Origin of the sequence: Bacillus sp. FSL W8-0920 (genome assembly GCF_038593215.1) — a bacterium.
In the GTDB taxonomy this organism is placed as follows: domain Bacteria; phylum Bacillota; class Bacilli; order Bacillales; family Bacillaceae; genus Bacillus; species Bacillus pumilus.
On sequence record NZ_CP151974.1, the window covers coordinates 859,431 to 884,004 of the forward strand.

Genomic DNA, 24,574 nt, shown 5'->3' on the forward strand with positions numbered 1-24,574 from the left:
TTCTATAGACCCCTACCCAGTTATTATATCCACTACTCATGATTCCCTTTCAAGCTCATGATTGATCAACTCATTTTATTCATAGGGTCTTAAGGGGCAAATTTTTAGAAAATATTTGATCAGAAGCGGAGTGATTGATCTGACAGTATACAAATGATTTTTTTATCATGGTTGAAAATTAATTTTAGAAAAGGGTGGATGTATTGAAAAGAATATTGTCATTGGCTCTCATCGCGGTGTTAGTCATACAGTCTAGTATATTAGGAATCTTGCCTTTAGCAGGGGCACAAGCAAAAGAAAGCCAAGAAAACATTTATGGAGATATTGAGTTTGCTGATAGCGAAGGAAACAAGTTATCAAACATGGAAGATCAGCAAGTCAGAAAGGCAATTGTCCATTGGTCGATAAAAGGAATCGATCTAAAAAAACAATATCCGTATGTTCTCACTCTTCCTTCAGCCATACAGGTAGAAAAGGAACAGAAGGAACCCATTACTGTGGGTGACATACTTGTTGGTGAGTATACCGTTTCAAAACAAAATGAAGTGACGGTCATATTTAAAGAAGATGTTGAGCTTGATCCAAATTTAGAAGGATCAATAAACATAGATGTAATCAGTATAGCTGAGCCAAAAGAGAAAACAAAGCAAAACGAGCGTGAAGAAAGCCTTCCAAAAGATGACTCAACCTCATCAGAAAAAGACGATAAGAATCAAGAAGCCGCTCAAACGAAACAAAGCGATGAAGATGAATTACTAAAAAACAAAGTGAGCGTATCTAAGCGTGTAGGGCTGCAAAGTGTTTCAAAACAAATGCTGATACAAGAAAATCTTCTCACTGATGCAAAATTAATTTTTGAAGATCAGGATGGAAATTCAGTTGATAAGCCTGACATCAACTCGCTTATTTCCATTAACTATGAGTGGGCGATCCCAAATGGTCATAGCTATAATGGCGGGGATACATTCCATTTCAAGGTTCCAGAGGAATTAGTGATTTATGAAAAAATCGATCGTCTCGAGATGAAATTTAATCAGGCAACCATTGGTTATTTTTCTGTAGATGAGAGCGGAAATGCCTCCATCGAATTCACTGACTTTATCAAACAATATTCAAATATCCATGGAACACTTCAAGTATGGACACAATTAGATCAAAAAACAGTCATTACTGAAGAAAAAGAAGTGGTCATTACCCCGATTGAAGGCAAAGATACGATATCGATCCCGATTCAATACATTCCAAATGGTCCAAACGTCTCTAAAAAGGGAGAACCAAATCGATCTTACAATGCTGAAACCATTCAATGGACAGTCGATTTTAATATGGACTTAGACGATGTGAAACAAGCGAGACTTTTAGATCCGATTCAAGAAGGTCAAGCGTTAAAGAAAGATTCAATCAAGCTTTATCGTGTTGATACAAAGCTAAATGGTGAAACATCGCTTGGTCAGCTGCTTGACGAAAACCACTACACAATTGGCCAAACAGCAGATGGTCAAGATTTCACGATTGAATTTAAAGATGACGTGCATCTAGCTTACCGTTTAATGTATGAAACGGACATTACGAATCAAGATCAGTCTGCGTTTCGTAATAAAGCGTCCCTTGTCTCTGCTGATAAAGTGATTAGTTCAGCAGAAGGAACAGTGAATGTGACAAGAGGCAGTCCTTTAAATAAAAAAGCCGCCCACTACGATCCAGTCACACAAACAATTACGTGGGAAATTCGTTACAACTATAACGAAAAAAAGATTGCTGAAAAGGATGCTTTGTTAGAAGACTTCTTTAATGGCACACAGGCGCTGATTTCTGATTCATTTCAAGTCAAGGAAGTCACAATTGATCAGAATGGCAAAGAATCAGGAACAAAAGCATTTGAACATTATGTGGTTCAACCTCAAAAAAAGGATGAACAAAACGGGTTTACCTTGCAATTCAATCAAGATATTCAATCGGCTTATCTCATCACATATCAAACAAAAGCAACCGAGCGGATTTTCGAAGCTGAAGAGATTATCAATACTGTAACAGCTGGCAAAGAGAGCAAACAAGGGAAGCAAAGAATTGATCAACAAATTCTAACGAAAAATCATGGAACACCGAATTACAAGAACAAGACTATTCCATGGCGTATCACCTTCAACAAAGATCAACAAACCATGAACAACCTGATATTAAAAGATACGTTTACAAACGAAGGATTGACGCTGCAAAAAGATAGTTTAAAAGTGACGACAGGTAATACAGTGCTTGAAGAAGGCACAGATTATCAAATAGTTGAACATGCAAATGGATTTGATATTCAATTTACGAAAGAAATCAAGACAGAACATACCGTCACATATACAACGTCTTTTGATTATGAAAAAAGAGCAGATAAAGATCAAAAGAACCTGCGTAATCATGTAAAGCTTGAATGGATAAATGAAGATGGCAAGGATTTGACGAAGGAAAATCAGTCTGTCTTCACGCCTGACACATACACGCAGTCAAATGGTTTTAAGAACGGAACATATGATGCAAAGAAAAAAGAGATCACATGGAATATCGGTGTGAACTATAACTTGAAACATTTAGAAGAGGCGAAAATCGAGGATTTCATTCAAGGAAATCAGCGTTTGCTTAAAGATTCAATCACCGTCTACTCGCTTGATTTACAAGGCGGGGAAAATGGAGCGGAAGAAAAAGAGGTATTAGCGAAAGAACATTATGACATCAAATTCCTTGAAAATGAAAAAGGAGAATCAGGCTTCGAAGTCATTTTCAAACATGCCATTGATTCCCCATACAAAATCACGTATCAAACAAGTGTTGAAGGAATGGATTTAGTACAGAAAACCTATGAAAATAAAGCGACCCTTTATGATGGAAAGACGAAAGAATCAGACGTAAATGCTGTGGTGTCCATTCCAAATGGAGGGAAATACACGAGCAAATCAGGAAATCAGCAAGGGAAAGTCATTGATTGGAAACTCAATATCAACTTTGGCCAATCAACAGTCCAAGATGCGACGATTATAGACCATCCGAGCAGTAACCAAGCGATAATAGAAAACTCATTTCATCTCTATTCGACGACAATAGATGAAAAGGGGCAAGTGACCAAAAAGGAAGAGCTGGAAAAAGGGAAGGACTATGAACTAGACCTTGAATTCGATCCAGATTCTTTTCAAATCAAATTTAAAGAAGAAATCACGAGACCATATATTTTAGAATACCAATCTCTCATTTTAGATAAGGTGGGAAGTACACTTCAAAACGAAGTAACGTTTAGAGGTGAAAATGTAAAAGAAATCAAAAAGGAATCCGAAGCCTCAATTGTGGTCAAACGCACCGCTGGTATGGGAGATGGCACAGGAGCGATTGGCGCTTTAACCATTAAAAAGGTAGACGCGAGTAGTGGAAAAGCGCTAAAAGGAGCAAGCTTTTCTCTGACAGATGCTGCGAGCGGTATCGTCATTGGAACAAAGACAACAGATGAAGAAGGAGCTCTTCGATTTGATCGTCTTCTGTATGGTGACTATATCGTGACAGAAGAGAAAGCACCTGATGGTTATATTAAGACGAAGGAACCAATCAATGTAACGATTGATCAGCCCTACGAATCAGAAGATCAAGCGAAAACAGGAAATAGCATGACGGTGCAGAACCAAGAAATCCGCCAGCATGTCAAGTTAACGAAAAAAGACAAAGAGACGGGTGCGGCATTAGAGAATGCTGAATTTGAACTGAAAAATGAATCTGGAGATACCGTCCAAACCCATTTGAAAACGGACGAAAAAGGAGAAATTCTTTTCAAACATCTTGAGCCAGGTTCCTATTATTTTGTTGAGACAAACGCACCGAAAGGCTATCAATTAAATCAGCAAAAATGGCCGTTCACAATCAAAGAAAATCAAACAGAAACAACGATTGTCACTGCAGTAAATGACATCATCAAAGGCTCTGCTGAATTGAGCAAAATAGGTGAAGGCGGAGAGAGACTAGAAGGTGCACAGTTCAAGCTCTTAGATCAAGACGGGCATGAGCTAAATGGTTCGCTTGTTACAGGAGAAAATGGCAAGATCACGATAAACGAACTAAGACCGGGTACGTATCAGCTCATTGAAACCAAAGCACCTGATGGTTATGTATTAGATGAAACACCAATCAAATTTGAAGTACCACTCGATCCAAAAGAACCAGTCATCATTTCACAAAAGAACCTATACGAAACAAGTGCATTAGAAGTGGTGAAAGAAGGGGAAGATGGCAAGCAGCTTCAAGGTGTTCGATTTGAAATCACGGATCAAAATGACGAAGTTGTGCGTAAAGATTTGACAACAGATAAAGATGGGAAGCTTTTGGTCGATAACCTCAAACCGGGCAAATATCAGCTTGTAGAGACAGAGAGTATTGATGGTTATCAAAAGAAAAATAAACCTTATCCGTTTACCATCGAAATCGCACAAAAAACACCGGCAGAGATCAAAGTGATCAATGATCTCAAAACTGGAGCTGTCCAGCTCACGAAGCTTGGTGAAAAGAATGAAGTGCTTGAAGGAGCAGAATTCAAGCTTGTAGATGCAAATGGAAAAGAGATGAAAACAGGTCTCGTCACTGATCAGAACGGGGAAATCATCGTCAACGATCTTAAACCTGGAACCTATCAGTTTGTTGAAACGAAGGCTCCATTCGGTCATGAGCTTGACGAAACACCTGTCACTTTTGCTATTCCATTTAACCCTGAGAAGCTGGTCAGTGTGACAAAAGAAAATAGCCGCACAACAGGCGGAGTGCTGTTACACAAAAAAGGCGAAGATGGGAAATCATTAGAAGGGGTTGTCTTTGATCTATCTGATGCCAAAGGAAAGATAGTGGCAGGAGGAGAAGGGATTACAACCAATCAGGATGGAGAAATCACCTTCACAGGTCTAAAACCTGGAACCTATCAATTTGTTGAAAGAAAGAGTCTTGAAGGCTATGAATTGAGTGCGAAACCACTTGTCTTTCAAGTTGAATTAGGTCAAAAAGAATGGATTCAAGTGGAGGCCATCAATCAGCTCAAGAAAGGTTCTGTAGAACTAACAAAAATAGGGGAAGAAAAAGAAAGATTGAAGGGCGCAGAATTTACACTTTTCAATGACGATGGTAAAGAATTGATGTCAGGTTTAACAACCAACGAGAAAGGCATCATCACTGTCAACGATTTGAAACCAGGCGCTTACCAATTGGTTGAAACGAAGGCTCCTTTTGGACATAAACTTGATGCAGAACCAGTGGACTTTAAGATTGATTTCAATCCAAATCAACTGGTGAAAGTGACAAAAGAAAATATTCGGACGACAAGTGCTGTGAAGCTTCAGAAAAAAGGGGAGGATGGTCAGTTGCTCGCTGGCGTGACCTTTGACCTGATTGATGCGCACGATCAGCGTGTGAAGAAAGACTTAAAGACAGACAAAAACGGTCAACTGACAGTCGATCAACTGAAGCCAGGAACCTATCAATTTGTCGAAACAGCAAGCATTGCCGGCTATGAATTGGATCAGACACCTGTCTCATTTACGATCCGTTTAGGTCAAGACAAACCAGCCAAAGTAGAAATGATCAACAAACTGACGCCGGGAGCAGTGGAACTGACCAAAGTGGATGATGAGGGACATACGCTCGAAAATGCAGAGTTTGCTCTTCTGAGTAAAGAAGGGAAAACGTTGAAGAAATCACTTGTAACCGATCAAAAAGGAAAGCTTCGCATCAACGATCTAAAACCGGGAGAATATCAATTCGTTGAAACGAAAGCACCTCATGGCTATCAATTGGACCATAAGCCGATCCTGTTTACAATTGAAAAAAATCAGCAGAAGCCACTTCAATTAACAGCGAAGAATCACTTGATCTTAGGAAGTCTGCGTATCATAAAGGTAGACCAGCAGACAGATAGAACTTTAAAAGGTGCAGCCTTTGACATTCGTACAAAAGCCGGGAAAACCATAAAATCTGTGACAACAGGAAAAGACGGAGAAGCCATTGTCAAAGGGCTTAAACCTGGTGAATATACACTCACAGAGACGAAAGCTCCAAATGGTTATGTAGCTTTAAAGAAACCACTCATCTTTACAATTCAAATGGGCGAAGTGGAGATCAAGACATTGATTGTGAAAAATGCTCCAGTGAAGAATGAAGAGGACCACACGAATCCTCCAGCCTCACCTAAAGGGGATCAACATCCACCTCATGACTCAAACGGTGAGCTGCCAAAGACTGGAGAAGAATGGCTGCGTTATATGATGTATGCAGGGATTTTACTAGTAGTTTCTGGAACTGTTCTTCTTGTTCTTAGAAGAAGAGCCATTCAGTAAAAGGAAGGAACGAGTATATTGATGAAAAAAAGAACCTTATTAGGCAGCTTTTTGGTGGTCGCGGGGCTAATGCTCATCTCCGTTCCTTTTATATATGAGTGGCGAACTTCTCAAGAGACTGCAGCAATGGAACAGGCATTAAAGATGATTGAAGAAAATGACAGTGATGCCCTTTCTTCTATTCCACATCTAACTGTGTCAGAAGAAGACCTTCGAGATGTGATGGAGCTAGAGATCCCGTCAATTGATTTAAACGAAAAAGTGCTTCCTGTTACTTCAAAAGAAAATTTAGGTATTGCACTGACTCAGATCAAATCTCATCAAATGCCAGGTGAAGGAAATTTCACGATTGCAGGCCATAGAGGGTATAAAGGCGACCGGCTTTTCAGGCAGCTGCCAGAGGTGCCGAAGGGAGAAAAAGTCGTCTTACATCATCAAGCTGAAACATATGAATATAAAATTGTCAGCTCAGCTACGATTGAACCGACGGATGTTGATGTACTAAAGGATCGCGGGAAAAATGAACTGACATTGATCACTTGTACTCTTGATGGTCAGAAACGATTTGTCTTAAAAGGAATACGAATTAATGCTTCAAAGGGTGAGCAACCGTCGGATGTATAACACCAACATAATAGATGATGGGTACAATGGAAAAGCAACGCTCACGACCGACATGTTACACCAATTATTATCAGAGCATTATCCAACATTAAAAAACGAACGTTGGGATGTTGATGTAGATACAATTCGGACTTCGCCTATTCTTCATCCTATATTAAAAAGAAAGCTTCCAATTGGTATCGAAAAATTCACCTGTGTGTTGTTCACGCAGCAGACACCAGCTTTTGGAGAGCCTTTGATAGTGTACTTTTTATTAGATGAGAAAGGCGAATCGATTTACGCAATGGATCTCTTGCTCGAGCAGCATGATCCACATTAAACGAGAATTAAAAAAGGAAGGGGCTTTGACTCCCTTCCTTTTTTGTCATTCAATTACGCAAATAACTTCAGCCCAACGACGCCAATCACAATCAGCAGCAAGCTGAGTATACGAATCATGTTTTTCGGTTCTTTAAATAGAATCATATTAAACAAGACAGAGCCCGCCGTTCCAAGTCCAATCCAGACCGTATAGGCAACGGATACTTGAACGGAAGAGAACGAGGCATATAAAAACAAAAAGGATAGGGCAAATCCGCCGACAAATAAAATACCTGTCGTGATTTGCTTTTTCTTACTAAACATATTGAGGCCAATGGTTCCGCCGATTTCGCAGGCAGAGGCTAATAGTACAAAAAACCAGCCCATTTATACCGCTTCTCCTTTCTGCTCATGTGCATCTCCATCAGACACTTTCAGTCCAATAATGCCGAGAATTAAAATGCCCATAAATAAGAGCTTTTCTAATGAAAACGAACCGCCGAACAGCGCGTAATCCATCAAAGACGTACCAATCGTTCCAACTCCGGCAAACACGGCGTACACGGTCCCTGTCGGCAGCTTCTCGCAGGCTTTCATTAAAAAATAAAAATCAACCGGGATCAGGCAGATAATGATCGCCCACTCCCACACCGCATCAGCTCTATTTAAACCAAACACCCAAAGTAATTCGAATAAACAAGTGAGTGCGACATACATCCAGCTTTTTTTCATCGTATTTCCTCCTAAAACTCAAAACTGACGATTCGTCATTTTAAAACCAAAAAAGAGCGTACAGCAAGTGCTGTAGTCAGATTGTCGACAAAGGGCTAAAATGAACTTTATTTTAGCCCTTTGTCCTCTTTTCAGCGTGATAGAAAACCTTTGCAGTCTAGGAAGGACGAGTACTGGCGCGGAGCGAATTTGACATTCGTGAGCACCAGCACGCAGGACTGACACCGAATGCGAGGGTTTGTCTACACGCCGTACAGCAAGTGCTGTACTAAGTTAAGGTGTCTCTATGCCAAGTGCGTAAAGAAGAAATTGCTTCACCTCTCGCTTTTGAATCAGAATCTCTTCTGTATCTGTTTCTGTAAACAAGTACATTTGCTCAGCAGACGATTCAAGTAAACCGATAATGAATTTGGCTGCATATTGACAGTTCAAATTCGCACGGACCCTTTTGTCCTGCTTTGCTTTTTCTAAAAAAGCAGCGACCCATTTGTAAATCGGCTCATAAATATCTTCCCATTCCTTTAAATGCTCCGTGGCAGCTAAACCTGAGTACGTTAGAGCAAGGACGTCACGGTATTGTCTTGTAAAAGAGAAGATGAATTCAACAAGCGCATCTGCTTGATCGAGGACATCCGCATGCTGAGTCAGTTCCTTTTCAATAGCGGGAACCATCTGCGAGATGAGATGTTCTGCGATAGCAGGCATGACAGACAGCTTTGAAGGAAAATATAAATAGTACGTTCCTTGCGCCACTCCTGCTGCTTTCACAATATCCGAAATGGTCGTTTTTTCGATTCCTTTTTCTTTAAACGCATCAATGGCAGCAAGCATAATCTTTTCTCGTTTCGACACATCATCACCGACCTTAAATGACTGAATGTCAGTCAGTTTAGCGGAAAACTGACGATTTGTCAATATGGGTGTCTCGTCATTGAATAGGAGAATAAGTGATGAATAGATGAGGGCAGGCCTGAATAAGCTGTAAATATGGTCAAGCATCATGTGAGAAAGGGGCAGCTCTCCGTATGACATTCAGTGCGATGTTTTCCATTACTTATTTTCTCTTGCTCGTCCCGCTCTATTTACATATGAGATACAGACAGGCGAAAAAGCAAAAACGATTTATCTATTTACGAACAGAAATCGTTCTTGCCTGTCTGTTTATGTATACGAATGTTTTATTGTATTTGACGGTCTTTCCAAATCGTTTTTCCGCACGAAGGGATCAGGTGAGTGTCAACCTCATGCCTTTGCAGTCCATTTATCAAAATCTCCATGCCTATCATCACGGCTATCCCAATCTTGTTTTTTTAAATTTGGCAGGGAACATTTTGTTATTTGTGCCACTTGGTTTTTTTCTCTATCAAGCATTCCGAACCTTGCGCTGGCAAAAGGCGATTCTTGCTGGCTTTTTCTTGTCAACAATGATTGAAGTGCTTCAATGGGTATTCTCGCAATCTGGTATGATTACAAGAAGCAGCGATATTGATGATATTCTATTAAATACACTCGGCACAGCGCTAGGTTGTATGTTGTATCGAATGTATCGACGAAGGAAGGAGAAAATCAATTGAAGCGAGTATGTATCATTCCATGTGGGGCGAAGAAAATTTGGGACGTCCATCCAGAGGCAGGGAGCCAGCCAGCGAACCTCGTTTATTTAAGTCCGCTGCATCAGCATACGAAGAGCTATGCCCAAACGTTCTTTTCAGACTGGCTGATCATATCAGCGAAGCATGGATTCCTAAAAGCAGATGATATCATTCATGAAAATTATGATGTGGCTTTTGGTACACCGCATGCTGATCAGATAACACGTGAAGCACTAAGGCAGCAATTTCATGAAAAACATCTCACTGCATATGATGAACTAGTGATACTAGGTGGAAAGAAATATCGAAAGGTGATCGATCCTTTATTACTTCCTCATCAGACAGCGATTTATCCGCTAGCTCCATATAAAGGAATTGGCTACATGCTTCAGGCGTTAAAGCAAGCCGTTGAGACAAAAGTAGAACTTCCGCCGAATATTTAACGCATTCACATCTACCGGTAAGCAGGGGTTTGATCATTAAAAAGAGAATGAATGAAGTAGCGATGCTGATTGTTTCATATCTTTTCAGCAGCCACTAGGATGTCCGCATCGCTTATAAGAGTGGCTATATGAACAAGGGGGCGTATGAACATGACAACCATCTATTTAGCTGGTGATTCAACCGTTGCATCTTACCCGGATCGTCCTGTTCAAGGAGGATGGGGAGAGTTTTTACATCGCTATACAGCGCAAGGCGTGAGCGTCGACAACCGCGCAATCGGTGGAAGAAGCTCAAAAACATTCATTGAAGAAGGACGGCTTGATAAAATATTGGCTGACATTCAGCCTGGGGACTGGCTGCTTACACAAATGGGGCACAATGATGCTTCAACGGAGAAGCCCGAACGGCATACAGATCCTTTCACGACGTATAAAAGCTATTTGTCTCAATATATTCACGGAGCAAGAGCAAAAGGCGCTACACCGCTTTTATTAACGCCAGTCGGCCGCTTTCATGAAAAAGACGGAGAATATATCAATGATTTCCCTGATTACTGTGCCGCTATGAAAGAACTAGCTGATGAAGAAGAAGTCCTTCTTGTTGATTTAAATACGGCAAGCCTTCAATTTTATCAAATTTCCGGCATAGAGAAAACGACTTCTTACTTTATGCTGTCAACAGGCGTAGAGGATCGCACGCACTTTACAAAAGAAGGAGCAGATGCGATTGCAAGACTTGTTTCGCTTGAATTAAAAGACCTTGGATTAGCGATTGTGTGATGGATGACAGGACGAGAAAGCGCTCGTCCTGTTCTTTTTTTGCAGAAAGCTATTGATTCCCTTCACTAGAGTAGACTACAATAGGTACATATGATAATGAGAATCAATATCACTTGTAAATAGATCAATCGATGAAAAACTGGAGGGACTCAAATGACAGAGCAGCTTGAATTGTTTGACGTCACCATTATTGGCGGCGGTCCAGCAGGAATGTACACCGCCTTTTATAGTGGGATGCGGGATTTAAAGACAAAGGTACTGGAGTATAACGAAAGCCTTGGTGGGAAAATCCTACTGTATCCAGAGAAAGTCATTTGGGATGTAGGTGGATTAGTGCCAACAAGAGGAGAGCAATTAATTAAACAGCTTGAACAGCAAGCCAAAACATTTGAACCTGTCATTGCATTAAATCAAAAAATAACAGACTTTCATCGCTTAGAAGATGGAAATATATTGATTACGTCCGAAAATGGTGATCGCCATTTAACCAAAACCTTGATTTTGGCAATGGGGCACGGTATTCCAGTTCAAAGAAAGCTGGAGGTTGAAAATGCAGATCGCTATGAAGTAACAAACCTTTATTATACGGTTCAGGAGCTCAAAACCTTCGCTGGAAAAAGAGTCGTCATCTCTGGGGGCGGCGATTCTGCGGTGGATTGGGCAAATGCCCTTGTGCCAATTGCGAAAAGTGTTACTGTTATACACCGCAGAGATATGTTTGGTGGACATGAAAAAAACGTGGCGAATATGAAAGCATCAAGTGCACGTATTTTAACCCCACATGAATTAACTGACCTACATGGTAACGGAAAAGAAATCGAAGCTGTCACTGTTCAGCATTTAGAAACAGGTGAAAAAGAACGTATTGAAACAGACGCAGTCATTGTCAACCACGGCATGAAAGGCGATTTAAGTGTTCTTGCAGAATGGGGATTAAAGCAAGGTGAATGGGGACTCATTGAAGTGAATGAGCAGATGGAGACCAATTTACCAGGTGTGTATGCAGTAGGTGATTTATGTACACATAAAAGCAAGGTCCGCTTGATTGCAGGAACGTTTGTAGATGGTGTGAACGCACTAAATAGTGCGAAATTATATATCGAACCAGATGCGGAGAAAGTGGCGTATGTATCTTCTCATAATGAACGTTTTAAGGAAAAAAACAAAGAATTGCTGGCAGCCGGTGCGGATCGCTAAAAAAAACAAAACAAGAAGGGTGGAGCCGCAACGGCATCACCTCAGATTGTTGACAAAGGGCTAAAATGATTTTTATTTTAGCCCTTTGTCTTCTTTTCAGCGTGAATTGAAAACCCTTGAAGTCTAGGAAGATCGAGCACTGGAGCGGAGCGAATTCAACATTCGTGAGCACCAGCGCGCAGATCTGACAACGAATGCGAGGGTTTGTCTACACGCTGGGGTGGTGCCGCAACGGCATCACCTTTTTTATCGCTGAAAGGAGGTATCTGAAGATGAACGCACAAATGGAAACGATGCTACATATGAAAAAGAAAATTCAGATGTGTCTGAAAGCAAAACAAACGAACAGATGGCAGACAAAATCTCCAAGCGTTTTAACAGCTGATGGTACCGTTGTCATTCAGCTAGAAGGAATGGAGTACGAGCTTGACGGTGGGGATAGCCTGTTTATACGATCTCACATCCCCGTTGTTATCCGTTCTTTATCTAATCAGCAAGTCACAATTTTTGCTGTTTCATTTGAACATTACATGCTCACAAATGATGCTGATGATGAATTAATTTATAAAATCAATTATGATACCCTGCCTGATAACGGGCAAGTGGTGATGGGCTCACCGGTATTATTTCTTCATATTAAACGTTTAAGTGATCCCTCTTATTCAGAAAGTAGCCAAGTGAAGCTACTAAAGCTAGTACTGCAAATATTCCAGCAACAAAATGAAAAAACAATTCATGCTGATCATTATTCAATTCAAATGATTCTTCAATACATTGCAGAGCATTACCAACAAGAACTGACCCGTAAGGACTTAGCACATAAAATGGGCTTTAATGAAAGCTATTTCTCTACTTTTTTTAAGAAAAGCGTTGGAATGAGTGTCACAGATTATATTGCACAAATTCGAATAGATGAAGCAAAAAAGCTATTGTTCAAAACCGATGAACAGGTTCAGGCGATTGCACAAAGAGTAGGCTATACTGATAGCCTCTATTTCAGCAGAAAATTTCGTCAAAAAACGGGCAGATCGCCTAGTCAGTATCGACTGAGCCGCCAACCAAAACGAATTGCCGCTTTTCAGTTTGTAGGCTCTTTGCTTGCGCTTGGAGTGAAACCAATTTGCATGGAAGAAGATATTGCTCTTTATTCAGATGTGCTTCAAGGTCAACTCAGTGATGTTATCGTCATTCATGAGCATACACCTGACGACGTTTTGAAGGACATGAACTTAGACCTCATTTTAATGCCTGATTATTTCTATACAAACATAGAATGGATGAAACGCATGGAGAAAATCGCTCCTGTGCTTGTTTTTCCATATAGTCGCCTGAGTCCTGTAGAGGAGGTACTTTGTTTAGGTAGCCTCATCGGAAGGAGCGAAGAAGCAAAGCAATGGGTGGAGCGTTATGAGAAGCAAGCACAGAAGGAAAGAGCTCGCTTGACGCCATTTTTGAAAAAAAAGGAAACGGTTGCTTTATATGAAGTAAGGGGACATGACAAGGTGTATATGTGGTCTTTTCATGCGAGAGGAGCAATCAACCTATATAAAACGTTGGGGTTGAAGCCCCCTGAAGCCATTCAAGAGGAGGTGCTGAAACCGGATAAACATGTTGTGATTCCGCTTGAGCGTTTAGCAGATTATGCAGCAGATCATATGTTTTTTATTGTGGCTGTTCGGAATGGATGGTACAGACATATGGACAAACGTATGAAGGAAAGTGATGTCCTGCGTAATTTACCCGCAGTGCAAAATAATACATTCTACCTGTTAAAACTAGAAGAATTTAGATTTGGTGAAGGGGAACGGGCGATAGAAATCATGAAACGATTCTCTCAATTTTTAATAAAAGAATAAGAGTATCTAACAATTGTCCATAAACAAGTTATGACGATTATCCATAGACCGATAGACAAGCGGTTGATAGAATACGAGAGACAAATAAATGATAATGATTCTCAGTGATTCATCATGATATGGAGGAGAAAAGAAGTTATGAAAAAACAAGGCATATTTCTTAGTTTAATAGCTTTAGTGTTGTTATTCGCACTAGCAGCCTGCGGTCAAAAGGAAGAAAGTAAAAAAGCCGAAGAAAAAACAAAAACGGTTGACACAGTGAAAGGCAAGGTCGAGATTCCAGCAAATCCAAAGCGTATTCTCGTAGATGGCTATTTGGGTAGTGCTGTTGCACTAGGGGTAAAACCGGTTGGTGCCACAACACAAGATTTAAAAAACATACATCTCAAAGGCAAAGTGGATGGTGTGGCAGACATTAGTGATGAACGCTCCGCCGAAAAGGTGGCAAGCTTAAAACCAGACCTCATCATTTCAGCTGTAGACGATGAAAAGGTACTTGACGTCTACAGAAAGATTGCCCCAACGATTGTTTATCCGTTCGGTGTATTTAAAAATTCACAAGAAGAGATCACTACATTAGCCAGCATCTTGAATAAAGAAGAAGAAGGAAAAGCGTTTTTGAAAAAATTTGATCAACGTATAGAAGCTGCTAGAAAGAAAGTGAAAACAGTCATCAAAGAAGGCGAAACAGTGTCAATCTTGGGTGCATTTAAAAATGATGTCTATGTGTATGGGAATGGTATCTATCGAGGTGGACAAGCACTTTATGAACAATTGCAGCTTCAGCCGCCAAAAGATGTTGCAGACACTGTTTTAAATGGAAAGTCAGGATTTGAACATATTTCATATGAAGTGCTACCAAAATATGCAGGTGATTATATATTTGTTGATGAAGCCAACGGAGGTACGTTCGATAAGAACAATTCAATATGGAAAAGCTTAAAAGCGGTGAAAAAGAATCAAGTACATGACTTGGATATTACGTATTTCTGGCCATTTGATCCAATAGCTATCGCCAATCAAGCAGAAAAATACGTTGAGATATTGACAGAATTATCTCAGAAGTAAGGGGGCTGCTTTTTGTTAAAACGATTTTTCTCCTATTACAAGCCATATATGGGGCTGTTTATATTAGATTTTTCCTGTGCCGTCATAGCGGCACTACTTGAATTATCATTTCCACTCGCGATCAGTATGGTTGTAGATGACCTTCTCCCAAACAGAAACTGGGAAATGATTCTCATCTGGAGTGGAATTTTACTGGCAGTCTATGTTGTCAGCTCAGCAATGAATTATGTGGTGACTTATTTCGGACATAAGCTAGGTATCAATATTGAAACAGATATGAGAAGTCAGCTATTCACCCACGTACAAAAAATGTCTTTTCGATTCTTTGATCAAAAGAAAACAGGAAAGCTTGTTTCACGCATGACAAACGATTTAATGGATATTGGTGAAATCGCTCACCACGGTCCTGAAGATTTATTTATTGCAATGATGACTCTTACAGGTGCATTTGCCTTGATGCTATCAATTAATTGGCAGCTTGCCGTCCTCACGTTTCTCATTGTCCCATTCTTAATAGGGCTATCGGTTTATTTTACGAAGAAAATGTCGATTGCCTTTGATCACATGTTTTCAAGTATTGGTCAATTCCATGCAAGGGTTGAGAATAATGTGAGCGGAATTCGAGTAGTGAAGGCATTTGGGAATGAAACGCACGAGGTGGATCGCTTTATTGAACACAATGAACAGTTTAAACAAACGAAATTAACCACATACAAAATGATGGCATTACACGCTTCAATTAGTCACCTGCTTATGAAGGGCGTCACCATCTTTGGACTTGTATGCGGGACATGGTTTGTGATGCAAAAGAATATGACCTATGGCGAATTCATTTCATTCGTCCTGCTGTCTGGAATCTTTTTAGGACCTATTCAACAAATTAATTCAGTCATTGAGACGTATCCAAAGGGAGTCGCAAGCTTTAAGCGATTTGTTAAGCTCTTAGATCAAGCCCCAGACGAAAAGGACGTCCCTGATGCGATTCATGTCGATGGGCTAAAAGGTGAAATTACATTTCATGATGTCAGCTTTGGTTATGAGAAGGACAGTTTGATCCTTGAGCATATTAATCTGGAGATCAAACAAGGGGAAACGGTTGCCATAGTAGGTCCTTCCGGTGCTGGTAAATCCACGCTATGCAGTTTATTACCAAGGTTTTATGAATGGCAATCTGGAACCATTACGATAGACGGCATTGATAGTAGACAGATGAAGCTGTCTTCACTGCGCCAACAAATTGGAATAGTCCAACAAGACGTCTATTTATTTAATGGGAGCATTCGAGAGAACATTCTTTATGGAAAACTTGATGCAACTGAGGATGAAATATGGCAGGCAGTGTCAAAAGCAGAGCTAAAAGAACTCGTCGAATCCCTGCCCGAAGGTCTTGAGACAATGATTGGTGAAAGAGGCGTCAAGCTGTCAGGTGGACAAAAGCAGCGTGTATCAATCGCACGTATTTTCCTGAAAAATCCACCTATTTTAATACTGGATGAAGCGACCTCATCACTAGATACTGAAACAGAGGCTTCGATCCAACGATCACTAGAAGAGCTTTCAGAAGGTAGAACGACGCTAGTCATTGCGCATCGCCTTGCAACTATTCAACATGCAGATCGAATTGTTGTTGTGACAAAAGGTGGCATTGCAGAGCAAGGAAATCACAAAACATTACTAACGCAAAATGGCTTATATAAGCGCCTTTATGAAACACAATTCGGGGCATAAAAAGTCCATTAGAAGAAATGTGAAAGCCGGCAAAAGAGCGCCGGCTTTTTTCTCATGACATGTATTGCAATCTTTTTCCCTAGTTTCTAGGGGCAAAGAGCATCATACTCACACCTATTAAACAAATAAGAGCGCCTACCCAATCGTACAAATCAGGCGTTTTTCGATCGACCCACCAGCCCCAAAACACAGCAAGAACCACAAACACACCGCCATAGGCCGCATAAACCCGTCCGAAAGTCGGGAACTGCTGGAAGGTAGGGATGACCCCATAAGCGACGAGGATAAGGCTGCCGGCGATTCCATAGCTGACAGGTCTGGCTTCGCGCAGCCAAAGCCACACAAGATAGCCGCCGCCAATTTCTGCTATTCCTGCTAATAAAAAAAGAACGATCGTCAACATCATGTAAGGACACTCCAATTCATTTCGTTACCTTCTATTATGACATGTTGACATTGTGAGGGACATGAGAGTTTGCTAAAATCAACGGAACAGAGAATGGAAACACATGGATTCTTGACTTTTCAGATAGAAGTGATCCAAATGGCCTTGCTTTTCGTACAGTAAGTACATTCTCATGAGGAGCACACTTCCTTTTTCGGCGCTCTTTTTTTCTCCTTTAAAAAAGAGTAAAGTACAAAGTAGGCTTATTTCAGCAAATCGAGTGATAAGCAATACGTGAAGGATTTCATGATGAATGCAGCATGCTCTTTCTCATGAAAAAGGAAGGAGATGACCATGGATACACTGAAAGATTCTGAGCTGTATCACAAGATCAAATTTGATCGTCACAAGCCTTCGCTTGAAGTGCTGTATGATCGCTATGAACGTGTGTTATATTCGTTTATTTATAAAATGACTGGAAGTCGTGAGCTTGCGGAGGAAGTGCTGCAAGAAGTCTTTATCAAGCTCTGGCGCGGTATAGGAGAATACCATACGGATAAAGGCAAATTCTCCTCGTGGTTATTCATGATGTCACGCAACACAGCCATCGATCTCCTAAGAAAGCACCGGAACGAAACGGCACTAGAAGATGAGCATATTGAATATTTAGCCGATCATCAAGAAGATGTATCAAAGGAAGTTGAATGGAACGAGGAAAAACAAATCATACGTGAAGCAGTATCTACATTGTCAAAAGAACAGCAAACTATCATAGAAGATGTCTATTTTAAAGGAATGACACAAAAAAGCATTGCTGAAAAACTAGGCATCCCCATTGGAACGGTGAAGGGAAGAGTTCGATTGTCATTGAAGCACTTACGGACGAGACTGTCTCGCGGAGGAAAGGAGGAAGAGGCATGACTCAGTGTAAACATCAAGTGATTGATTATTTCAACGGGCATGTACAAGGAGAAGAAAAAGCACAATTTGAAGAGCACCTCAAGAACTGCTCAGCTTGCAAAGAAGAGCTTGAAGAATTGACATCGCTCATGTCTGACATTCCATTTCTAGCAGATGACCAAACACCTCCGGCAGGGATGAAAGACCGTATTTTATCCCAGGTGTTTGAAGAAGAGACGGTCGAAGAAAAGAATAGCCATAGGAAAGAGCTCAAGGCAGCACATGAACCAAACGAGATGAAACCGCTGCAAAAGAAACGTAACCAATGGCTATTGCCACTTGTTGCCGCACTGCTTCTTATTTCAGCAGCTGGAAACGTGTATTTCTTATCGAATGGAAAAGAACAAGCGGAAGAACCTGTCAGGGTTGTAGCGACAAAATCACTGGCATCAGCCGCATCACCAAAAACAACGGGTGCTTTTTCAGTGATTGAGCATAACGGCAAAAAAGAGCTGGTGGTGAGTGCAGACGGATTAAAGGATCAGCTTGATTCATCTGCTGTTTATCAAGTGTGGCTCATTAAAGGAGATCAACCGGTACCAGCTGGTGCCTTTAAAACAGATAACAAAGGAGAAGGAACCGTCACCTATGCATTATCAGAAAAAGAAGCGAGCGAATCATGGGATACCGTGGCAGTCACCCTTGAACCAAAAAAGGATAACAAACTGCCGCAAGGACCTGTCGTACTAAGCGCTGCATTTTAAATGTGATTCAGGAAGGATGCCTTTGGGGCATCCTTTTTTGATAGGCAAAGGGAACTTTTTGGCAGATAAGACGTAGTACATATGGAGGTGAAACAGATGAAACCATACATAGAAAAAGAACTATTTCTCTTATCAGTGAGACACGCATGTATGGCATGCTATTTTTTAGTGTTTCCGTTCGTTGCTCAAGTCCTTTATACCCCATCACCTTTATTGATCGCCCTCATCGCTCTTTTTATGACTCATAACTTAGTAGAATGTACCATATGGTTTTATAAATCGAGAAAGATCAGGAAGCACCAGTCTGGTGATCTATCGAAACGAGGACATGTCTTGACCCAGATCATGCAAAGGCTGGAACAAATGATAATGATCGGCTTTGTTATTTTCTTTATCACTAAATGGATGCAAGGGGCAGCTGATAGCCTAACTCTGTCACTAGCTATTTTTCTATTAATGATCTTTTTCCTTCAGCACATCCAGTTTTATTACGTTCAGCTATTTTTTAAATCCAAAAGCTGGTTCTCCTATGTTCCTTCATGGCAAAGAGCTCGTCCTTCTTATATAGCGAGGGAGCGAAAGGCTTTGAAAGGGTCCTAAATGTGCAATCACTCGTTTGATCTATCCATAAACATCAGAAAATTATGATAAAATGTGGAAAAGAAGCATGGTGAAAGGGAGTGCGAGCGAGTGAAAGCTGTTGGACTATTGGAGTACTTACCGATTGAGCATGAGCAAAGCTTGATGGATCAGGAAGTAGAAAAGCCTAAAGCAACGGGCAGGGATATACTGGTGAAGGTAGAGGCTGTGTCAGTGAATCCAGTTGATACGAAGGTGAGATCACCGAAGGATCAGAAGGAAGAAAAACTGAAAATTCTTGGCTACGATGCAAGCGGTACGGTTGTTGAAGTTGGCGAAGCGTGTACATTATTTCAGTCTGGTGATCACGTGTACTATGCGGGAGATATCACGCGTCAAGGCTCAAATAGTGAGTATCAGCTTGTGGATGAACGGATTGTGGCAAAAAAGCCTGCCAATCTCTCCTTTGCAGAAGCAGCCGCGATGCCTCTGACGACAATTACGGCATATGAAGCGTTATTTGACCGGATGCATATGAAGCGAAATGCAGAAGGGGCAACACTGCTCATCATCGGCGGTGCAGGCGGAGTAGGTTCTATTGCCATCCAACTAGCCAAATTAGCAAATGCCACTGTAATCGCCACCGCATCAAGACCTGAAACAAAAGAGTGGTGTCTATCATTAGGTGCTGATCATATCATTGATCATCATGAGCCGCTTCTCGCGCAGCTTCAGAAAAAAGGAATAGGCGAAGTGGATTTCATTTTATGCCTAAATGATACAGATGGACACTTCAAAGGCATGGCAGAAGCCATCAAACCGCAAGGCACGATCTGTACCATTGTCGAGAATCAGCACAACCTAGACATTCAATTACTCAAAAATAAAAGTGCTGCATTTGTATGGGAGTTCATGTTCACACGCCCTATGTACAAAACAGCGGACATGATCAAACAGCATGAGCTTTTAACAGAGGCGGCTGAGTTATTTGAACAGGGGAGATTAACGCATACGTTAACAAAGGTTCTCAGTCCGATCAATGCTGCTAACTTGAAGCAGGCACATCAAACCCTTGAACAAGGAAAGATGATTGGCAAATTTGTACTAGAAGGATTTGAGAAAGGGGAGAGTGTATGACGTCATTACAATATCCGATTGGCTTATATGAACCGGTTGAAAATAAAACAAAGGAGCAGCTAGAGTCATGGATTGATCAGTTGGGTACGATTCCACAAGAATATGAAACAGTCACCAATCAATTGACAGATGCTCAGCTGGATACACCCTATCGGCCTGGAGGATGGACCGTCCGTCAGCTCATTCATCACGTAGCAGACAGCCATCTGAATGCATACTTACGATTCAAGCTTGCGCTCACAGAAGAAATACCGCACATCCGTCCATATGATCAGGCGGGATTCGCCGAGCTTCCAGATAGCAAAGCGCCCATCAGCCTATCACTGCTCTTAATCAGCAGTCTGCATCGCAGGTGGGTTACATTACTTCGAGGGATGTCAGAAGAAGACTTCACTGCGTCCTATTATCACCCAGCCGATCAACAAACGGTGTCCTTATATGATGCAACAGGAATGTACGTCTGGCACTCAAAGCATCATCTTGCCCATATCACGGAATTAATCAAAAGAAATCAATGGAATTAAAGGAGTAAACACATGTCTGGTAGAAGAATTGTCGGCGCCATGTTTATTTGTATGGCGGCATTGTTTTATATAGCAAAATATGTTCTTTTTGAGATACGCTATAGTAATAGCTTAGGCTCAGAAAGAACGATTGAGGAACTTGAACAGATACTGCCTGGCGGTACGTGGATCAGTATCTTTTTTCTCATCATCGGTTTAGGTTATCTTTTATGGGACGACAGGGAAGTCATTCGTAAAAATCTCTTCACCCCAGATCGACAAGTAGAAGAACTAAAAAAGACGGATCTCAAGTGACCGTCTTTTTTCCTTTTCATGTTTAGCCGCGTTCAGGACGCAGTGCTTTTTCTAAAATAGCCAGCCCTTCGTTGACTTTTTCTTTTTCCTCGTCATTGAGCCGTTGCAGGGAGTTTTTGATTTTTTCGTGTCCTTTTTGATAAATGCTTCTAAAAATATTTTTCGCTTCCTCTGTTAGTTCGACGACAATGATTCTACGGTCACGCTCAGAGTGTTTTCGTTCAACAAAATGAGACTGTTCTAACCGGTCAAGCAGGCCTGTCATATTGGACAAAGAAGCGCCCATTTTTTCAGCGATTTCGGATACCTTGAGAGAGCCATGGTTATTGAGTAGCATGAGTACCTTCATTTGAGGCATACTCATATCAAGCTTCATCCATTCTGACACATCTCCAAGACCTGCAGCTGTGAGTACTTTCATATAGAGCACCCATGTCTTTTTTTCCTCTGGAGATAGAATCTCTTCTTTTAATACGGTGGTGTCATGAATATTATATTCCACGCTCGTTCACTTCCTTTAAGCGGCTCTTTTCTCTATATTACTGATTTTTACTTCTAATTGAAAGGTTCGACAAGCTTTTGAATGTTAAACTGCATGAATCAAGTGGTATTTGTTGTATAATAATGGTCAGTCGAAATAAATGAAGCAACTTAGAAAGTTGGGAAAATCATGTGGAACAAAAAAACGGGTATGACGATCTTAAAAATGCTTTTTCCGATCGTGATTATCCTTGTCTTAATTTTCGTCGCCAAAAAGGAACTGAGCGGCCTTTCCATTAAAAAAACGTTTTATATCATTGACAGCTTGAATCGAATGGACTTGTTTATTCTTGTCTTTCTTGGACTTGTCGCAGTGTTATCGATGTCCTTATATGATTTTATTTTACGAAAAAGCCTGAATATGCCCATCAGCGGCTGGAAAACGATTCGCATTTCTTGGATTGCGAACTCTTTTAACAGTGTCCTTGGATTCGGCGGTCTATCAGGAGCAGGGCTTAGAACACTTCTATACAAGGAGTACATAACCGATACGAAAAAACTGCTGAAAGGCATTGCTCTTTTGACTTCCTCGGTTCTTTTGGGCTTATCTATTTTCAGTGATCTGATCTTGGTGAGGGTGCTTCCTGTTGAAAGTATTATTAGCCAAGAGCCGTGGCTATGGGCCTTTGTGATTATCTTTGCTTGTATTGTGCCCATTTACATCATTATGGCGTCCGTACGAAAAAGCTCGATTGAGAGCGGTGAAAGCGGACTGAAGCATCCGATTTACGCTTATATCGGAGCATCGTTTTTAGAATGGCTGGCAGCTGGTCTCGTCATGTACATGGCTGTCGTCTCTATGGGGATGAATGTCGATGTCCGAATTGTATTAGGCGTATTTGCGATTGCGTCAATCGGTGGTTTAATCAGTATGGTTCCGGGCGGATTTGGTTCATTTGACCTCATCTTTTTACTGAGCATGCAGTACATTGGGTTTGATAAAGAGATGGTACTGACGGCGCTCGTTTTGTACCGCTTCGTGTACTCGATCTTCCCGTTTATCCTTGGGCTTTGTCTAGCTGCTTACGATTTAACGGGAACGACACTTAGACGCCTTGAAGGCAATCCGAGAATGGCACCTGCCATAGAAACAACGAACGTCTTAATTGTGTTGCACCGTGCTTTATTAATCCGTTTATTGTACGGATCTTTATCAATTTTAACCTTTGGAAGCGGCTTGCTCATTATGGCGTCTGTTGTGCTTCCTGTCGATCGATTAGGCGTGATTACAAGCATTCCACGCTTTCTATTATCAGGATTTAATGGTCTTTCTTTAATGTTCGGCATCATCCTGATGATTTTGTCCATTGAAGTGTATAAACGAACAAAAAGATCGTACGTGCTGACGATGATCGCCCTAGCAGGCGGCTTTGTGTTTACTTTGTTAAAAGGATTTAACCTGAGTCTCATCTTTATACTGCCAGTCATCATGGCTGTATTTTTCTCTCTTCGAAATCAATTTGTGAAGCAGCAGGCCCCTTATTCCTTGTATCAGTTTGTGGCGGCGGCTGCTGGATATTTACTCGTGCTGTTTAACTATAATGTCATCGGCAACTTTATTTGGACAAAAATTGGACATTTCTTGAGTAGGGATTACCTCGTGCATAATGAACGGCATATCACAATGACAAGCATGATTGCTCTCATAGGTGTACCGCTTTTTTTCTTCATTAGCAGATTGATTTTTAATAAAAGAGCATTTCCGATTGGAGAAAAAGCAGATGAGGAAAAATTAAAAACGTTTTTAGAAGAAAAGGGCGGAAATGCCCTCAGTCATCTTGGCTTTTTAGGCGACAAAAAACTATTTTTCTCAAGTGATGGAGAGGCGATGCTTCAATTTGGGCGCATTGGCCGCTGCGTCATTGTGCTTGGAGATCCATCCGGACGTAAAGCATCCTATCCACTTGTACTTGAAGAGTTTCTACAGCAGACAGAAAAAGCAGGCTATCGCGTTGCTTTTTATCAAGTAGAACGGGAAGGGATGGCGCTCTACCATGACTTAGGCTTTCACTTCTTTAAGCTTGGAGAAGAAGCCATGGTCGATTTAGAAACGTTCTCTCTTTCCGGTAAGAAAAAATCAAATTTACGGGCTGTGGCCAATAAGTTTGAACGAGAAGGCTATACGTTTGAAATGCTGGAACCGCCTTTTTCAGATGAGCTCATCTCAACCTTAAAACAGATTTCTGACAGCTGGCTCGGAAAGAAAAATGAAAAAGGGTTTTCGCTCGGCTATTTTCAAGAAGATTATCTTCAAAAAGCACCGATTGCGATTCTGAAGGATGAACAAGGGGAAATCATTTCTTTTGTATCACTAATGCCGATGTATCAAGAAGGGGAGATTTCCATCGACCTAATGCGTCATATGCATGATGCACCGAACGGGATGATGGATGCGCTGTTTATCCACCTTTTTCAATGGGCGAAAGAAAAAGGCTACAAATCCTTTAACATGGGAATGGCGCCTTTATCGAATGTAGGAACATTTCATCAGTCCTTCCTCACGGAGCGTTTGGCGAGTGTTATTTTCAACAACGTCAGATTTATGTACAGCTTCAGCGGATTACGGTCGTTTAAACAGAAATATAAACCTGAATGGCGCGGAAAATACTTAGCGTATAAAAAGAATACATCATTACCTGTCACAATGGTGCTTGTCACCAAGCTGATAGGGATGGACCCAAATCGCAACCGGCGTCCATAGATCAAAAGCCTTTACCTTTCACTAGGTGAAGGTTTTTTTAGACAAAAGAATAGCAAAAGTGGTAAAGTTGAAGAGTAAGGGGGATGTAA

General features: G+C 41.1%; 21 protein-coding genes. 16 read left to right on the forward strand and 5 right to left on the reverse strand.

The genetic code is table 11. The features are described 5' to 3' along the window. The first annotated feature begins 194 nt into the window (after nt 1–194). Genes NSS78_RS04080 through NSS78_RS04090 form a run of 3 tightly spaced genes read left to right on the forward strand, consistent with a single transcriptional unit; the run spans nt 195 to nt 7,284 of the window. A complete protein-coding gene (locus NSS78_RS04080) occupies nt 195–6,341 on the forward strand; it encodes a SpaA isopeptide-forming pilin-related protein (RefSeq protein WP_342468303.1) in 6,147 nt (2,048 codons plus the stop codon). A 21-nt stretch (nt 6,342–6,362) separates the two neighbouring features. Continuing rightward, a complete protein-coding gene (locus tag NSS78_RS04085; RefSeq protein ID WP_106030229.1) occupies nt 6,363–6,965 on the forward strand; it encodes a class D sortase in 603 nt (200 codons plus the stop codon). Continuing rightward, on the forward strand, nt 6,958–7,284 hold the full coding sequence (locus tag NSS78_RS04090; protein WP_212046493.1) for a hypothetical protein: 327 nt from the start codon (nt 6,958–6,960) through the stop codon (nt 7,282–7,284). The genes NSS78_RS04085 and NSS78_RS04090 overlap by 8 nt, the downstream gene beginning before the upstream one ends. Nucleotides 7,285–7,337: 53 nt before the next feature. Here the strand turns inward: NSS78_RS04090 and NSS78_RS04095 are convergent, their stop codons facing one another. The 3 genes from NSS78_RS04095 to NSS78_RS04105 form a co-directional block, all read right to left on the reverse strand. Further along, nucleotides 7,338–7,652 (reverse strand): multidrug efflux SMR transporter, encoded by a 315-nt coding sequence (locus NSS78_RS04095; RefSeq protein WP_003217878.1) that lies wholly within the window; start codon nt 7,650–7,652, stop codon nt 7,338–7,340. Further along, nucleotides 7,653–7,997, reverse strand: coding sequence for an SMR family transporter (locus NSS78_RS04100; protein WP_003217798.1), 345 nt, complete (start codon nt 7,995–7,997; stop codon nt 7,653–7,655). It abuts the gene before it with no gap. 273 nt (nt 7,998–8,270) lie between these two features. Further along, entirely contained in the window at nt 8,271–8,849 is a 579-nt protein-coding gene (locus NSS78_RS04105) for a TetR family transcriptional regulator (protein ID WP_212046498.1), read from the reverse strand. A 173-nt stretch (nt 8,850–9,022) separates the two neighbouring features. On the opposite strand from NSS78_RS04105, the gene NSS78_RS04110 reads away from it, so the two are divergent. The 7 genes from NSS78_RS04110 (at nt 9,023) to NSS78_RS04140 (ending at nt 16,661) form a co-directional block, all read left to right on the forward strand. Beyond that, entirely contained in the window at nt 9,023–9,571 is a 549-nt protein-coding gene (locus NSS78_RS04110) for a VanZ family protein (protein WP_342468304.1), read from the forward strand. Further along, nucleotides 9,568–10,032: a DUF6884 domain-containing protein gene (locus tag NSS78_RS04115; RefSeq protein WP_212046491.1), complete on the forward strand. Its 465-nt coding sequence runs from the start codon at nt 9,568–9,570 to the stop codon at nt 10,030–10,032. The genes NSS78_RS04110 and NSS78_RS04115 overlap by 4 nt, the downstream gene beginning before the upstream one ends. A gap of 150 nt (nt 10,033–10,182) precedes the next feature. Then, nucleotides 10,183–10,812 (forward strand): rhamnogalacturonan acetylesterase, encoded by a 630-nt coding sequence (locus tag NSS78_RS04120; RefSeq protein ID WP_137055509.1) that lies wholly within the window; start codon nt 10,183–10,185, stop codon nt 10,810–10,812. Between the two features lie 153 nt (nt 10,813–10,965). Continuing rightward, nucleotides 10,966–12,009, forward strand: coding sequence for an NAD(P)/FAD-dependent oxidoreductase (locus NSS78_RS04125; RefSeq protein ID WP_106051617.1), 1,044 nt, complete (start codon nt 10,966–10,968; stop codon nt 12,007–12,009). 272 nt (nt 12,010–12,281) lie between these two features. Continuing rightward, nucleotides 12,282–13,865, forward strand: a complete 1,584-nt coding sequence (locus NSS78_RS04130; RefSeq protein WP_327840954.1) for a helix-turn-helix domain-containing protein — start codon at nt 12,282–12,284, stop codon at nt 13,863–13,865. Between the two features lie 138 nt (nt 13,866–14,003). Further along, nucleotides 14,004–14,933: an ABC transporter substrate-binding protein gene (locus NSS78_RS04135; RefSeq protein WP_050944759.1), complete on the forward strand. Its 930-nt coding sequence runs from the start codon at nt 14,004–14,006 to the stop codon at nt 14,931–14,933. A gap of 12 nt (nt 14,934–14,945) precedes the next feature. Further along, nucleotides 14,946–16,661 carry an ABC transporter ATP-binding protein gene (locus NSS78_RS04140; RefSeq protein ID WP_050944758.1) on the forward strand — a complete coding sequence of 572 codons (1,716 nt, stop codon included), beginning with the start codon at nt 14,946–14,948 and terminating at the stop codon, nt 16,659–16,661. Nucleotides 16,662–16,740: 79 nt separating this feature from the next. Here NSS78_RS04140 and NSS78_RS04145 read toward each other — a convergent pair whose 3' ends face one another. Beyond that, nucleotides 16,741–17,067: a YnfA family protein gene (locus tag NSS78_RS04145; protein WP_050944757.1), complete on the reverse strand. Its 327-nt coding sequence runs from the start codon at nt 17,065–17,067 to the stop codon at nt 16,741–16,743. A 333-nt stretch (nt 17,068–17,400) separates the two neighbouring features. On the opposite strand from NSS78_RS04145, the gene NSS78_RS04150 reads away from it, so the two are divergent. The 5 genes from NSS78_RS04150 to NSS78_RS04170 all read left to right on the forward strand — a co-directional run bounded on the left by NSS78_RS04150 (nt 17,401) and on the right by NSS78_RS04170 (nt 21,244). After that, complete coding sequence (locus tag NSS78_RS04150) at nt 17,401–17,967, forward strand: sigma-70 family RNA polymerase sigma factor (RefSeq protein ID WP_050944756.1); 567 nt, start codon at nt 17,401–17,403, stop codon at nt 17,965–17,967. Further along, nucleotides 17,964–18,710 (forward strand): anti-sigma factor, encoded by a 747-nt coding sequence (locus NSS78_RS04155; RefSeq protein WP_212046489.1) that lies wholly within the window; start codon nt 17,964–17,966, stop codon nt 18,708–18,710. Before NSS78_RS04150 ends, NSS78_RS04155 begins: the two co-directional genes overlap by 4 nt. Nucleotides 18,711–19,400: 690 nt before the next feature. Beyond that, complete coding sequence (locus tag NSS78_RS04160; protein WP_212046487.1) at nt 19,401–20,426, forward strand: zinc-binding alcohol dehydrogenase family protein; 1,026 nt, start codon at nt 19,401–19,403, stop codon at nt 20,424–20,426. Further along, entirely contained in the window at nt 20,423–20,950 is a 528-nt protein-coding gene (locus NSS78_RS04165) for a YfiT family bacillithiol transferase (protein ID WP_212046486.1), read from the forward strand. Before NSS78_RS04160 ends, NSS78_RS04165 begins: the two co-directional genes overlap by 4 nt. Before the next feature lie 12 nt (nt 20,951–20,962). Next, a complete protein-coding gene (locus NSS78_RS04170; protein ID WP_106030241.1) occupies nt 20,963–21,244 on the forward strand; it encodes a hypothetical protein in 282 nt (93 codons plus the stop codon). A gap of 22 nt (nt 21,245–21,266) precedes the next feature. Here NSS78_RS04170 and NSS78_RS04175 read toward each other — a convergent pair whose 3' ends face one another. After that, complete coding sequence (locus NSS78_RS04175; RefSeq protein WP_003217817.1) at nt 21,267–21,746, reverse strand: MarR family transcriptional regulator; 480 nt, start codon at nt 21,744–21,746, stop codon at nt 21,267–21,269. A gap of 168 nt (nt 21,747–21,914) precedes the next feature. Between NSS78_RS04175 and mprF the strand changes: the two genes are divergently transcribed. Next, nucleotides 21,915–24,485 carry a bifunctional lysylphosphatidylglycerol flippase/synthetase MprF gene (mprF, locus tag NSS78_RS04180; protein ID WP_050944751.1) on the forward strand — a complete coding sequence of 857 codons (2,571 nt, stop codon included), beginning with the start codon at nt 21,915–21,917 and terminating at the stop codon, nt 24,483–24,485. Nucleotides 24,486–24,574 lie beyond the last annotated feature (89 nt).